This window comes from Pseudoalteromonas lipolytica (genome assembly GCF_003515105.1).
Taxonomy (GTDB): Bacteria; Pseudomonadota; Gammaproteobacteria; order Enterobacterales; family Alteromonadaceae; genus Pseudoalteromonas; species Pseudoalteromonas lipolytica.
Map to the genome: position 1 here is coordinate 45075 of NZ_CP032090.1, position 14850 is coordinate 59924.

Annotated in this window: 12 protein-coding genes; 4 read left to right on the top strand and 8 right to left on the bottom strand. The window is 40.3% G+C overall.

Annotated features, from left to right (window positions below; translation table 11 throughout):
• Positions 1 to 14: 14 nt before the first annotated feature.
• The 4 genes from mnmG to mnmE all read right to left on the bottom strand — a co-directional run bounded on the left by mnmG (position 15) and on the right by mnmE (position 5616).
• Entirely contained in the window at positions 15 to 1904 is a 1890-nt protein-coding gene (gene mnmG, locus D0907_RS00170) for a tRNA uridine-5-carboxymethylaminomethyl(34) synthesis enzyme MnmG (RefSeq protein WP_065978285.1), read from the bottom strand.
• A gap of 428 nt (positions 1905 to 2332) precedes the next feature.
• Positions 2333 to 2779: an FMN-binding protein MioC gene (gene mioC / locus D0907_RS00175; RefSeq protein WP_118843864.1), complete on the bottom strand. Its 447-nt coding sequence runs from the start codon at positions 2777 to 2779 to the stop codon at positions 2333 to 2335.
• Positions 2780 to 3338: 559 nt separating this feature from the next.
• Complete coding sequence (locus tag D0907_RS00180; RefSeq protein WP_118843865.1) at positions 3339 to 4106, bottom strand: isocitrate lyase/PEP mutase family protein; 768 nt, start codon at positions 4104 to 4106, stop codon at positions 3339 to 3341.
• A 145-nt stretch (positions 4107 to 4251) separates the two neighbouring features.
• Positions 4252 to 5616 carry a tRNA uridine-5-carboxymethylaminomethyl(34) synthesis GTPase MnmE gene (mnmE, locus tag D0907_RS00185; RefSeq protein ID WP_065978282.1) on the bottom strand — a complete coding sequence of 455 codons (1365 nt, stop codon included), beginning with the start codon at positions 5614 to 5616 and terminating at the stop codon, positions 4252 to 4254.
• Between the two features lie 208 nt (positions 5617 to 5824).
• Between mnmE and D0907_RS00190 the strand changes: the two genes are divergently transcribed.
• Both D0907_RS00190 and D0907_RS00195 read left to right on the top strand, forming a co-directional pair.
• Positions 5825 to 7960 (top strand): TonB-dependent siderophore receptor, encoded by a 2136-nt coding sequence (locus D0907_RS00190; RefSeq protein ID WP_065978281.1) that lies wholly within the window; start codon positions 5825 to 5827, stop codon positions 7958 to 7960.
• A 9-nt stretch (positions 7961 to 7969) separates the two neighbouring features.
• Positions 7970 to 9175: a PepSY-associated TM helix domain-containing protein gene (locus D0907_RS00195; RefSeq protein WP_118843866.1), complete on the top strand. Its 1206-nt coding sequence runs from the start codon at positions 7970 to 7972 to the stop codon at positions 9173 to 9175.
• Between the two features lie 56 nt (positions 9176 to 9231).
• Here the strand turns inward: D0907_RS00195 and yidC are convergent, their stop codons facing one another.
• The 4 genes from yidC to rpmH all read right to left on the bottom strand — a co-directional run bounded on the left by yidC (position 9232) and on the right by rpmH (position 11836).
• Complete coding sequence (gene yidC, locus D0907_RS00200; protein ID WP_036973695.1) at positions 9232 to 10863, bottom strand: membrane protein insertase YidC; 1632 nt, start codon at positions 10861 to 10863, stop codon at positions 9232 to 9234.
• An 8-nt stretch (positions 10864 to 10871) separates the two neighbouring features.
• Positions 10872 to 11144 (bottom strand): membrane protein insertion efficiency factor YidD, encoded by a 273-nt coding sequence (gene yidD, locus D0907_RS00205; protein WP_036973693.1) that lies wholly within the window; start codon positions 11142 to 11144, stop codon positions 10872 to 10874.
• A gap of 129 nt (positions 11145 to 11273) precedes the next feature.
• Entirely contained in the window at positions 11274 to 11696 is a 423-nt protein-coding gene (gene rnpA, locus D0907_RS00210; RefSeq protein WP_036973690.1) for a ribonuclease P protein component, read from the bottom strand.
• A gap of 5 nt (positions 11697 to 11701) precedes the next feature.
• Entirely contained in the window at positions 11702 to 11836 is a 135-nt protein-coding gene (rpmH, locus tag D0907_RS00215; protein ID WP_008488847.1) for a 50S ribosomal protein L34, read from the bottom strand.
• A gap of 506 nt (positions 11837 to 12342) precedes the next feature.
• Between rpmH and dnaA the strand changes: the two genes are divergently transcribed.
• Together dnaA and dnaN are read left to right on the top strand one after the other, a co-directional pair.
• Positions 12343 to 13731, top strand: coding sequence for a chromosomal replication initiator protein DnaA (gene dnaA, locus D0907_RS00220; RefSeq protein WP_036973688.1), 1389 nt, complete (start codon positions 12343 to 12345; stop codon positions 13729 to 13731).
• A 13-nt stretch (positions 13732 to 13744) separates the two neighbouring features.
• Entirely contained in the window at positions 13745 to 14848 is a 1104-nt protein-coding gene (dnaN, locus tag D0907_RS00225) for a DNA polymerase III subunit beta (protein ID WP_036973687.1), read from the top strand.
• The last annotated feature ends 2 nt before the right edge of the window (positions 14849 to 14850 follow it).

Genomic DNA, 14850 nt, shown 5'->3' on the forward strand with positions numbered 1-14850 from the left:
GTATTCCTTACCAACTACGCAGTCTTACGTAGTAAGCCTTGCTTTTTCAGATACACTAATAATAGCGAAATAGCAGCAGGGGTGATACCTGAAATACGTGACGCTTGACCAATTGTGTCTGGACGACTATCTGTTAATTTAGCAACGACTTCATTTGATAAACCAGAAACCGTTGAGTAATCAAAGTCTTTTGGTAATACAGTTTGCTCATGACGCAATTGTTTATTGATCTCATCTTGCTGACGAGCAATGTAGCCTGCGTATTTTGTATGGATCTCAACTTGCTCAAGCGCAGCTTGGTTATTAAATTCAGATCCTAATCCTTCAATAGCCATTAAATCGTTATAACGAATTTCAGGGCGACGGATCAGATCCTCTAAACTCGCTTCACGCGTCAGTGGCGTTTTTAATAATGCGTTTACTTGATCAACCGCAACATGATCCTTATGGATCCACGTTTCTTTTAGGCGTTGCGATTCTTTCTCGATAATCTCCATTTTTTCATTAAATGCAGCCCAACGAGCATCATCAACCAAGCCTAATTCACGGCCTTTTGCAGTTAAACGAATATCAGCATTATCTTCGCGAAGTAATAATCGGTATTCTGCACGGCTGGTAAACATACGGTAGGGTTCTTTTGTACCTAGCGTCGCTAAATCGTCAATTAATACCCCTGTGTATGCTTCATCACGACGCGGAGTCCAAGGCTCTTTGCCTTGTACTTGCAATGCGGCGTTCATACCAGCAATCAACCCTTGAGCACCCGCTTCTTCATAGCCCGTGGTGCCATTAATTTGGCCAGCAAAGAATAATCCGTTAATAAATTTAGTTTCTAATGATTGTTTCAAATCACGCGGGTCAAAGAAGTCATATTCAATTGCGTAACCAGGACGACAAATATGTGCGTTCTCAAAGCCAGTAATTGATTGCACAATTTCAAGCTGAACATCAAACGGTAAACTGGTAGAAATGCCATTTGGGTATAATTCGTATGATGTTAAACCTTCAGGTTCAACAAAAATTTGGTGTTTGTCTTTATCAGCAAAACGAACAATCTTATCTTCAATAGAAGGGCAGTAACGTGGGCCAATACCTTCAATAACACCTGAATACATAGGTGAACGATGTAAGTTATTACGGATCACGTCATGCGTTTTTTCATTCGTATAAGTGATATAACACGGGATCTGCTGTGGATGATCCGATTGCTTGCCCATAAATGAAAACACGGGTGTTGGTGTATCACCTGGCTGTTCTTGCATTTTACTGAAATCAACAGTACGTGCATCAATACGTGGAGGTGTCCCCGTTTTTAAACGATCGACTCTAAAAGGTAATTCACGTAAACGTTGTGCCAGAGCAATTGATGGTGGATCACCTGCGCGACCCCCTTTAAAGTTTTCTAAACCGATGTGGATCTGGCCACCTAAGAAAGTGCCCACTGTAAGCACAACAGTAGGGGCGCTGAAGCGAAGTCCCATTTGGGTAACAACACCGAGTACACGTTCACCTTCAACAATAAGATCATCACATGATTGCTGGAAGATCTTTAAGTTTTCTTGGTGTTGTAAAGTATGTTGAATAGCTGCTTTATACAAAGCACGATCAGCTTGTGCACGAGTTGCTCTAACCGCAGGGCCTTTTGATGAATTTAAAGTACGGAATTGAATACCGCCTTTATCAATGGCTTGTGCCATTGCACCACCGAGTGCATCAATTTCTTTAACCAAATGACCTTTGCCAATGCCCCCAATAGCTGGATTGCATGACATTTGACCAAGGGTATCCATATTATGTGTTAGCAATAGGGTATTCATACCCATGCGAGCAGAGGCTAATGCGGCTTCAGTACCTGCATGTCCGCCACCGACAACAATAACATCAAAACTTTCGTGAAAAATCATTTATGGATCCTACTTAATCGACCAGCAAAACTTTGTAAAGGGAGCGTATTCTACCTAGAAATTTAGAGAAGATAAATGATTAAACAGTGCTCAAGATCTAAGTGGGTGATCTCTAATAATATAAAGGATCTTTTAAAGAGATCTTTTATTACTCTTACTACTACTGAAGCGGTTTTCTGTTGATAATGTTTAGTTCTATATTTAAAACATGATCTTAAGTCAGATCCAAAGGTGTTAATATGATCGGATCTAACCGCTAACAAGCTCTGATCAAAAGACCTATTTATACACAGGGCAATATCGAATGGATCTTATCCAATGGATAAACTAGGTTAAAAACGCAGGTAAATCAGTGTTTATCCACAATCTGATCTAAATTATCAGTAAATTGTGGGTAACTTTTTTAATAGATCTTGCCACTCTATACTTTAAAGACCCACAGACTTGATCCAGCTGGGTAGCCAGGCTAAGGCCGTATCTTCTGGCAGTTGTTCATCTAATATATTTAGCTCTAAACGTTCTGCTACGCGGCTTGCGCCTTTACTTATAAATAAATCATCAATATGACGGCCTGCATAGTTATATGTGTCGTAACTGGTGTCACCTAAACCTATAACACTGTACTTTAATCCTTTTAAATCAATTTGTTGGTTAACTGATTCAATAAAAGGAAGTAAGTTTTCAGGGTAATCACCGGCACCATAAGTCGACGTACATAATAGCCAGATAGTGTCTTGTTGATCGATATCATTGAAAACGGGTTGTTCATGAAGCTTTACTTGAATCCCTTGTTGTTCAAGGGCTTCAGCGAGCTGCTCTGCAACATATTCGGCAGATCCCATTTGACTACCCACAATGATATTTACTGATTGCATGTCGTTGATCGTGTAATGAGTTAAGTGGGCACATAATAACGAACTTGTAGTGTGAGTAAAGTGTTGAATTACGATCTGAATAAGTTTTTATGTTCAAAAATCACTCTTTAATTTTTATTTTGTTTTAAGTTTATGATTTATAATGTTTTTAATTTATTTCGCGAATTTAAAGTCGTTGATCAAGCTGTTAGTAAATTTGGGGAAAGTTCTGATCAAGGCTATTTTCTAGACGTGCATAACTTTGCTAAGTGATTGATCTTTAAATATCTGAATTGAAAGAATCGCTCAGATCGGGGGGAGGTATTTGGTGAGATCGTTTTGTGGATAGATCGCTTGTTGATAACGATCGAATTGTATTTTTCGATCGGTAAATTCGATCGAAAAAAACGAAAAATAAACGAAAAAATTAGTTTTTAAAGGTAAAAACCTCTAAAAAACTGCCATATTTACTCTGAATAACAAAAATGACAGTGATAAATAGTGATCGTTTAGCTGTTTAGATCTAAAAACAGGCCAAATGTGGATAACATTTTTACCAATCGCCGATCTAAATTGTATTTTAGATCAGCTTTATGGCTGGTGGCTCGTTATTTCCAAGCTGTGTTAAGTGTTTTTTTAGCGTTTCACCAACAAGATCATAAAGAGAATTCCCTAAAGAAAATCGTTTAACCCCACCAGCAAATGCTATTTTTGGGCAGTTAAAATCTGCCATTGCCATCACATTTATTGGAATATTAAGTGCGTTAACCAGCATTTTTATCTGTTCAATTTTGCAAAGTCCAGGTACAAACACACCATCTGCTCCTGCATTTTCATAGGCTTTTGCTCGTGCTAATGTCAGCTCATAGGGATCTTTTTCTATTAAATATGTGTCGGTTCTGACATTAATAAAGAGCTTTTCGAAGCCATTTTCTTCCAGAGTTTGCTTTATTTTCTCTATAATAGTGCACTGTTGATCAAGCGATCTTAACTGTGATGTTACTTTGTCAGAGTCTTCTATATTTATACCTACAACTCCTAACTTGGCTAAGCTAAGTACATGCTGGCTAATGACCTGTGCGTCGTTACTATAGCCTGACTCAATGTCTACAGATAAAGGGATAGTGAGGTGATTGATGAGTGTTTTGACCAGCGATAGTAGGTAATTAAATGGGATCTTCTCACCATCTTGTAAGCCATAACTTGCGGCAACTCCCCAGCTTGTTGTTGCAAGGGCTTTTGCTCCTGAAGCTTGAATAAATTGCGCTGAGCTTAGATCCCATGCATTAGGTAATACAAAGCCTGTTTGTTGCTGATGTAATTGATGAAAAATGTAATATTTATCCATGATGTCCTCCTATAAATGACATCAATAGATTAATGAGTGTAAGATTTATTGCTGGCTGTATTCGGCACTGAACCTGTTAATGAAAGTGCAGTTTATGAACAAAAAAAGAGTCTTGCGACTCTTTTCTAATAATGATGACCGGCGTTTATTTACCGATACAGAACGAGCTAAATATTTTGCCGAGTAAATCATCAGACGTGAATTCACCCGTAATTTCATTTAGGAACTGCTGAGTTAAGCGTAACTCTTCAGCTAATATTTCACCGGCAATATGCTGTTCAAGTTGCTCTTTACCTGTATGCAGATGATGCGCTGCATGGTGTAGTGCATCGAGATGACGACGACGGGCCATAAAGCCACCTTCGGTTGCGCCTTGAAAACCGATACATGCTTTTAAGTGAGTACGAACTAACTCTATACCTTCAGCATTTTTGGCGCTTAATCGAATGACAGGGTATTGATCATGTTCATCCATACCGACATTTTCACCCGAAATATCGGCTTTATTTCGGATCACCGTGACGCCCATGCCTTGTGGTAACTTAGACATAAACTCTGGCCAGATAGCATGTGGATCTGTAGCGTCGGTGTCGGTGCCGTCTAACATAAATAACACGCGATCGGCTTGATTAATTTCTTCCCAGGCGCGTTCAATACCAATTTGCTCTACCTTGTCTGGACTTTCTCGAAGGCCGGCTGTGTCGATAATGTGAAGCGGCATACCATCTATATGAATATGTTCTCGCAGTACGTCTCGTGTGGTGCCGGCTATGTCGGTAACAATGGCTGCATCACGACCCGCTAACGCATTTAATAAACTAGATTTACCCGCATTCGGTCGACCTGCAATGACTACACGCATACCTTCGCGCATTATCGTCCCTTGCTTTGCTTGTTGCGTGACATTATCAAGTTGTTGAATGATGGCATCGAGATCATTTGCTACTTTTCCATCTGTCAGAAAATCGATTTCTTCATCTGGAAAATCTATGGCTGCTTCAACATACATACGTAAATGAATGACTTTTTCCACCAGCATCTCTATGTGTTTTGAGAACTCACCTTGAAGAGATTGCAGGGCGCTTTTTGCAGCTTGCTCACTGGTTGCGTTAATGAGGTCGGCAATTGCTTCGGCTTGTGTTAAATCAAGCTTGTCATTCATGAATGCACGTTCTGAGAATTCCCCTGGTTTTGCTAACCGTACACCTTCAATATGGCTAATTTCTTTTAATAGCATATCGAGTACAACAGGACCGCCATGTCCTTGTAGTTCAAGTACATCTTCACCGGTAAAAGAATTTGGTCCTTGGAAGAAAAGGGCAATACCTTGATCTAGCTGTGCGCCGTCTAAGCTCTTAAAAGGCACATAGTCTGCGTAACGTGTTTTAGGACAGCGACCAATAATATGCTCTGCTACCGTTTTGGCTAAGCTGCCAGAAACGCGAATAATACCAACGCCACCTCGTCCGGGTGCAGTCGCTTGCGCTGCAATTGTATCTTGATTAATCATGCTTTTAGTATTGCCAATATTGAAAATGATGCTGGTTTGTATTGTAACCTATGGCTTAATTTCATGCGAATAGCGGTGTATAAAAATACCAACTTAGTCGTTGCTATTAGTTTTACTTTATTCAACATTAATAAATAATAAACACTAATTGCAAATGATAATTATATTCATTAAGATATTTGCATCTTACTTTATAATTTAAAAATATATGCGCTATTCTCCTTTATTATTAGCTGTTCTCGCGAGTTTTTCTGGTTTTTCAGTTGCTGAGAATCAACAAACGTCAGATCAAAATGAAATCGAAAAAATTGATGTAATAGGGCGTGCTTTTTCTTTATATCGACCAACCGAGTCAAGCTTCGGTACCCGCACTAATACGCCGATTGAAAAGATCCCACAGTCTATTCAAATTTTGCCACAGGAGCTGATTAACGATCAGGCTGCCCGACAGATTACCGATTTATACAGTAATATTGCCGGTGTAAATGGTTTTAGTTATTCAGGTGTAACATTTCGTGGTTTTCGCCAAGATGAAATTTTATATGATGGTGTCAAAGGCGATCCATTCAACGGCTTTGCCGTTCCACAATTATTTAATATTGAACAAGTTGCGGTGTTAAAAGGGCCTGCGGGTGCTATATACGGTAGCGGTAATCCAGGTGGCATTATTAATTATGTAACCAAGAAGCCAACTTTTACTGAAAAGCACAGTATTGAAGTCGAGCTTGGTAATGATGACTTTATTAGTGGCGCATTAGAAAGTACAGGGCCCTTGAGTGACTCATTAGATAATCATGCTTATCGTGTTGGTTTGTATCGTGATTCAGAAAAACCATTTCGCGCTAATACCAGCAGTGATAATACGATTGTTGATCTTGGTTATACTTGGCTGATAAGCAGCGCAACAGAGCTTACAACGCAATATACGTATATAGAGCAAGAATTAGGGGGAGCACGCCTTCGTGGGGTGCCTGCTGATGATAATGGGCATTTTATTACGGATATTAGCTGGAATCATAATGAAGCGACTGATTTCCAAAATGTTGAGGCGCATGTTTATCAAGCTATTTTAAAACACGACATTAATGATGTATGGCGTACGGATATTACAGCACGTTATTTTGATAATAAAGAAGTGCAAAATTACCATGAGCCAAGAGGGCTTGTGGATACCAATGGCGATGGCATTGTTGATTGGAGTCACCGCGAATTTCGTGATCAACTTCGTGAAAATACAGGGTTTAGCTTAACCGCTAATGCGGTAGCTGAGTTTATATTTGCTAATATGCAACACCAGGTCTTATTTGGTAGTGATTGGTATGAGCATGATTTCGAAAGTGTTTACCGCACAGCTACGCAACAAAGTAAAGGAGGGCCTGTCCCTGGGCTTGACCTTCAAGATCCCGAGTATGGTTTAACGTCTCGCGATGATTATGATCTCAATGCTATTACACCCAGACTTGGCAGTACTCATAGCACACGCTTTGGTGCTTATGTGCAAGACCAACTTGATGTCACTGCCAACTGGAGCATAACCGCGGGGTTAAGATACGATCGCTTTGAAGACAAAGATGAGTTAAATCAGACCGAGTTTTCTGATAGCGATGTCACTTATCGTGTCGGCACCAGTTACAATATTAATGATACTTTCTTTCCTTACGCCTTATATGGTACTGGTTTTGTACCACAAAGTGCCAGCGATCAAGAAACAGCCAAGGGCGGACCTTTTGCTCCTGAAACAAGTCGTATAAATGAGGTGGGCTTAAGAACGAAGCTTGTTGATGATAGCTTAGCTGTGAATATGGCCGCTTATGACATTGTGCGCAAAAATATTCTGCAACCCAGTTTGTTGGGTGATGTTGCAGGCGATGGGGTTGATGATTTAGTGGCCGTCGGCGAAGTGCAAAGTAAAGGGTTTGAACTCGAAGTGGTTGGTGATATTACCGAGCGTTGGGTTGTGACAGCAAGTTATGCCTATAATGATACCCGTATCACTAAAGCCAATGACAGCATACGTAATCAAATTCCTAACAGTGATAAGTTTGCCAATGCGCCGCAAAATACCCTGGGTATTTGGACACGCTATGAACTACCTCGCGTATCGTCATCTATTTCTGCAGGTTTAGACTATGTTGATGAGCAGCTTAGCTTGGGCGGACAACGTGTTCAACCTTACACTATCTACAATATGGCATGGCAAACGACCTTAAATAACTGGCAATGGCAGCTATCAGTTAAAAATGTGTTTGATAAAGAATATGCAAGCAGTGGCTTTATTGAACGTACGGGGCATTTTCCCGGTGAGCCACGCCGTGTTTATTTAAGTGCTAAATACAGCTTTTAATGGTGGCGTGTGAGCGCTAAGCAGTGGTTTAACTTACATTCGTGGGCAGGACTCGTTGTTGGGGTCCTGCTTTTTGTTATTTGTGTGTCCGGTACGTTAGCAACCCTTAGTCACGAGATAGAGTACCTGACTGGAAGTAAATATCGTGCTTTAAGCTCTTCACCCATGACTAACTATCCAGCGATAGAATCCAGTCTTAATAAGCATTATCCCAATGCACAAGTACTGTATATCCATCGTCATAAGCAAGATTATTTAGCCACAGAAGTTGCGCTAAAAATTAATGATACATTTCGGTTTGTTTATCTTGATGCTGCCTCAGGAGAAGTATTAGGAGAAGGAGAGTGGGCACGAATATCGCGGTTTTTACGTAACTGGCATATGAATTTATCCATGGGCTGGACTGGTAAGTTGATTGTGACAAGCTTAAGTATCTTAGTACTTATATTACTGGTCTCGAGCTTTTTTGTTTACCGACGCTGGTGGCAAGGCTTTCTTAAAAAGCCAGCCCCACTTTTATTGCATAAACGCAATGGTTGGGCAGACTGGCATAAGCTTGTAGGACTTTGGAGTACGTGGTTTATTGCTGTTATGGCGGTAACGGGTCTTTGGTATCTGATAGAGCATGGATTGCAAACAGCCAAAGTAGATCATTATGTTGCAGAACCTACAAAGGTTATTGCGCTAAAACAAAGCGCGTCGACAAGTAATATGATGCCAATATCTTTAACGGCCGCATACGAAGCAGCACAACAGGCTTTTCCTAGTTTAGATATTCGTTATATTGGTTACGGACAAAAAGCAGCACAGCCTATCGAAGTTCGTGGCTATAATAACGATATTTTACTACGCTTACGCGCTAATCGCGTCTATATAAATGCAAGCACAGGGGCCGTGTTAGGCATTCAAAAAGGGCAAGACTTGCCGTTTGTTCCACGTATAAAAGACACCGCTGATCCACTGCATTTTGGAAACTTTGCAGGTCTAGGCACAAAGTTTATTTGGGCTATTTTTGGTAGCTTGATGAGCGGTGTTAGTGGTGTTGGAATTTACATGAGCTGGCTGAGAGTTAAACGCAAAGCAACCGTTTCTAGCTGGTTAGGTGTATCAGGTTATATAGCCATAGGCTTGGTTATAGGCTCTGTGGTAATAACAAGCGTTAGCGTTAGTGAACGTAGCGTGTCAAAGCAGCTTTATGCACCTGTACTCGGTTAAAAATAACTGGGCATTAAAAAAGGCGACCTAAGTCGCCTTTTTTGTGCGTAAGGGTTTTAGCCTCTTACTTTAATGCCTTTTTTCTCCATTCCACGGTAGATGATAAGCATCTGCGCGATAGAGATAAGGTTCGATACTAACCAGTAAAGTACAAGGCCAGATGGGAACCATAAGAAGAATACAGAGAAGATTACCGGCATAAACGTCATCATTTTTTGCTGCATTGGATCTTGAACCGTCATCGGTTGCAGCTTTTGTGTGATGAACATACTTGCACCAAATAAAATTGGTAATACGTAGTATGGGTCTTTCGCTGATAAGTCAGTTAACCATAATACAAACTCAGCATGGCGCAATTCTGTTGATTCTAAGAATACGTAGAATAGTGCTAAGAAGATTGGCATTTGTAGTAAAAGCGGTAAGCAGCCACCCATCGGGTTTACTTTCTCTTTGCGGTACATTTCCATCATAGCTTGACCGAACTTTTGGCGATCATCGCCAAATTTCTCTTTTAGTGCGGCCATTTTAGGTTGTAATGCGCGCATTTTCGCCATTGACGTGTATTGTGCTTTTGTCAGTGGGTACATTGCAGATTTAACAATGACAGTAATAGCGATGATAGCCAGACCCCAGTTACCTAGGATACTGTGCAACCATTTAAGTAGCACGAATAATGGTTGCGAGATGAACCATAACCAGCCGTAATCAACCGTAAGGTCTAAGTCTGGGTGAATTGCTTCAAGTACATCAGACTCTTTCGGGCCCATATAGTAAGTCGAAGCAAGGGTTGTTTGTGTGCCAGCTTGTACGTTAACAGCTTCACCTTTAGTACCAATGATGGCAGCATTACCAGCCACTAATTTGCTGTATAGCGTATTTTGTTGGTCTTGCTGTGGAACCCATGCACTTACAAAGTAGTGTTGAATAAACGCAATATAACCACCAGCCGTCGTAACATTTAGGTTTTTGTCGGCCATATCAGAGAAGCTGTATTTTTCGTAAGGCTCTTCTTCAGTACCGTATGCAGCCCCTAAGTAGTTTTGATCAACTAAGCTACCTTTATCTTGTACTGTACGCTTCACTTGCGTGTAAAGCTGCACTTGAATCGGATCCGCTGTTACGTTATTTACCGTGTACTCTAAATCTACAGCGTAGTCGCCTTTCTTGAAGATATAAGTTTTGGTAAATGTCACACCTTTGCTGTCGGTAAACTCGAGTGGTACACGAAGCTCATCGCCATTTAAGGTGAACGATTTTTGTGTGGTTTTATAAACAGGGCGACCAGCAACAGTTGCATCTGGGCCGTTTAAACCAATTAAGCCACTTTGTGAGAAGTATTGATTACCGTCAAACTCACCAAGTAGCATAAAAGGTGTATCACTGCCTTTTGTCTCTTCGTATTGAAGTAAGTCTGCTTCAATAATGTCACCACCGCGGGTGTCAATTTTTACAGTGAAGACATCAGTTGTTACATCAATAACTGAGCGCTTTGCTGTTGTAGCAACAGGAACTTCACCGTCAGATGATGCTGGAATAAAGTCATCTGACTCTGATGTTGTTGCGCCTAGTGTTTGTGTTGTGGCACTTGGATCAGCTTTTGGTGCATTGTAGTCGTTATTCCACTCTTGGAATAATAAAAACGACACAAGCATCAAGCCGATTAATAAAAACGTGCGTTGCGATTCCATAACAGCTCTTATTTCTCGTGTTGGTGGTTAATATGATTTTTTGCAGGAACGGGATCATCCCCACCTGCATGTAAAGGGTGACATTTTAATATGCGTTTAACTGCTAACCAACTGCCTTTTACACTTCCATGCAAATTAATTGCTTGAATAGCATAATGAGAACAGCTTGGATTAAAGCGGCAATGTGGACCTAATAGCGGGCTTATCCAATTTTGATAGCCACGAATTAGCATGACTAAACAGCGCTTTGGAATAGCAACAAGTGGTTTAAGTAACCTCATGGTGTGTCTGCCCCTGCGTTAATTTAGTCAATGGAATACCATGAATTTAAATTCCCAAGATAGAATTTTAAATGCATGATTAAAAGGTGAGCTAAAGATACCTTAATTATGCCCGTAATTCTATTGATATCAGGCTTGTTTATTAGATTTTGCTGATTTATTAGGGCGTTTTTTGAAAGGGGGTGGTTTTGGTGCACCCGGCTTGCAGCGTTCGTTAATTTTTCGCCACAATTTATTCAATTGTTTTGTTAACTCTTCGTTTGACTGCTCATCAATGCCACTTTTAACCATAAGCACAATATCAATGTTATCGATTTTGTGTTGATTTAAACGAAAACTTTCGCGAGCAAGTCGTTTAATACGATTACGTTGGCAGGCTTTTTTAACACGTTTTTTAGCGACAGTAAGACCTAGTCGAGGACTTGTTTGGTCATTGGGTTTTGCTAATAAGGTAAAGAAAGGAGTCGCAGCGCGAGCTGGTTCATTAAATATGCGAGAGTAATGCGAGGGAGTTAACAAACGTAACTCCCTGCTGAAGCTAAAGTCTTCCACTTATATTAAGCAGAAAGAACTTTACGGCCTTTAGCACGACGACGAGCTAATACTTTACGGCCATTTGCTGTTGCCATACGAGCACGGAAACCGTGTGTACGTTTGCGTTTTAAAACGCTAGGTTGAAAAGTTCTTTTCATAACAATTCCATCCGATCGGTTAAGGTTAAAACATCCTATGCAGGTCGCGATCCTGGCACAGGTGCCATTGCGAGCGCGAGATATTATAGATGAAGACAACAAAAGTCAATCATAATTACACGGCTAACACAGTAATTATAAAGGATCCTGTCGCTCGATCATATAGGATCATCATAAATAAGAAGTTTTCCACAGCCTCTGTATAAAAAGTGAATAAAAGCTTGGGAAAAGCAAATTAGATCGTAGAATTTAATCGCGATCTAGCTGCGAATTTGCTATGATCACTATTCGGATGTAAAAAATAAACCCTATAAAAATCATGTGCTTGTCTTTTTATGAAGACGAGATCATATTTTTCAGAAAAATCAATCTTGTACTTGTGGATAAAGTGCCTTCATAATACTCGGTCTAGGCCAAGAAAATTGGTCAAAGATTAGTAATAAATGTATGATTTTCCATCATTAAAGATGAACGGGAATAATAATTAAATCTCTGGGAGTTTAATAGTGTATCTGTCGGTTTGGCAAAGTTGTTTATATGTATTGCAAGATGAACTGCCGTCACAGCAGTTCAGTATGTGGGTAAGACCACTACAAGCAGAAAGTACCGAAGATACGTTAACTATATATGCGCCGAATCGTTTTGTTCTTGATTGGGTGAGAGAAAAGTATTTAAACCGTATAAATGAACTGCTCGTTGAAATTTGTGGTGATGAAGCGCCCGAGTTACGTTTTGACGTAGGCAGTAAACCTATTTTAAATGCGCAAGCCGCCGTGCCAGCTGCGAGTGCTCCTGTTAGTGCTCAACACACATCTGAGAAACAACAGCCCAAACCTGAAAAAGCGAATGTAGAACCTGCACCAAAATCGGGTTATAAATCAAACATTAAAGAAAATTATACGTTTGATAGTTTTGTTGAAGGTAAATCAAACCAGCTAGCAAAAGCAGCCGCAACTCAAGTTGCAGACAACCCAGGGTCTGCCTTTAATCCCGTGTTTATTTATGGCGGTACAGGTTTAGGTAAAACGCATTTATTGCATGCTGTAGGTAATGGCATCATGGCGAATAAACCGGATGCAAAAATTGTTTATATGCATTCCGAGCGTTTTGTCCAAGACATGGTTAAAGCACTTCAAAATAACGCAATAGAAGAGTTTAAACGTTATTACCGAAGTGTTGATGCATTGATGATTGATGACATCCAATTTTTCGCTAATAAAGAACGTTCTCAAGAAGAATTTTTCCATACCTTCAATGCATTACTTGAAGGAAATCAACAGATTATATTAACTTCAGACCGCTATCCAAAAGAGATAGAAGGGGTTGAAGATCGCCTTAAGTCTCGCTTTGGATGGGGGTTAACGATTGCCATTGAGCCTCCTGAGCTTGAGACGCGCGTTGCTATTTTGATGAAAAAAGCGCAGCAGAGTAAAATTAATTTACCGCATGAAGTGGCCTTTTTTATTGCCAAGAAACTACGTTCAAATGTGCGTGAGTTAGAAGGGGCATTAAACCGTGTGATTGCAAATGCGAACTTTACCGGTCGTCCAATATCAATCGATTTTGTAAAAGAAGCGTTGCGCGACTTACTCGCATTGCAAGATAAGCTCGTAACCATCGATAACATTCAGCGCACAGTCGCAGAGTATTACCGTATTCGTGTTTCAGACCTATTATCTAAGCGCCGCAGTCGTTCTGTAGCACGACCGCGTCAGGTTGCTATGGCTTTATCTAAAGAGCTCACTAATCACAGTTTACCTGAGATTGGTGATGCGTTTGGCGGGCGTGACCATACAACGGTACTGCATGCCTGTCGTAAAGTTAAATCACTGCGTGATGAAAGTCACGAGGTGAAAGAAGATTATCAAAACTTAATAAGAACCTTGTCATCATAAGGCTGACTTTATTATGCAAATAACAATATCAAGAGAGCAATTTTTAAAACCTTTAGTTCAAGTGTCGGGTGCGATTGAACGCAAGCACACCTTACCGATTTTATCGAACGTACTGTTAGTTGTAGAAAATGGACAACTATCAATGACGGGTACCGATCTTGAAATTGAGTTAGTAGCAAGTGTATTTGTAGGTGAAGACACCGCAGATACAAAATTAACCTTGCCAGCTAAAAAGTTACTCGATATTTGTAAAAGTTTACCCGATGGCTCTGAACTTACTTTAAGTAGCCAAGATCATCAGTTATTACTAACCAGTGGTAAAAGTCGCTTTTCATTGACCACATTAGCTGCAGAAGATTTTCCGAATCTTGAACAATGGGATGGCGAAGTTGAGTTTCAGTTAACCCGTGTAGAGTTACGTAAACTACTTGAAAGTACTCATTTTTCAATGGCGAACCAAGACGTACGCTATTATTTAAATGGTATGTCGTTTGAAGTCGACAATGCCGACATTAAAACAGTGGCAACAGACGGTCACCGTTTAGCGATTGCACAAAAGCAGTTAGCTCAGTCGCTTAATACACAGCGTCAGCTTATTATTCCACGCAAGGGTGTGCAAGAAATCATGCGCTTAATGGTGGCTGATGATGAGTTAGTAACAATTCAATTTGGCGCTAATCATATTCGTATTATTGATACCGAGTTTACGTTTACAAGTAAATTGGTAGATGGTCGTTTTCCTGATTACCGCCGAGTATTACCACGTGGTGGCGATAAAGTTATTACTGCCAATAGAGAATGGTTACGCAGCGCATTTCAACGTGTGTCTATTTTATCGAATGAGAAATTTCGTGGTGTGCGTTTAAATCTTTCTGAAGGCTTGTTGAAAATAACTGCCAATAACCCTGAGCAAGAGCAAGCAGAAGAAGTGGTTGAGGTTATGTATCAAGGTGGTGAGCTGGAAATTGGTTTTAATGTTTCGTATGTACTCGATGTTTTGAATACATTAAAAACAGAAGATGTCACTTTTACCCTTGCAGATTCAAACAGTAGCGCGCTAATAGAAGGTGCTGGTGACGAAGAAGCGATGTATGTTGTTATGCCGATGCGCTTATAACC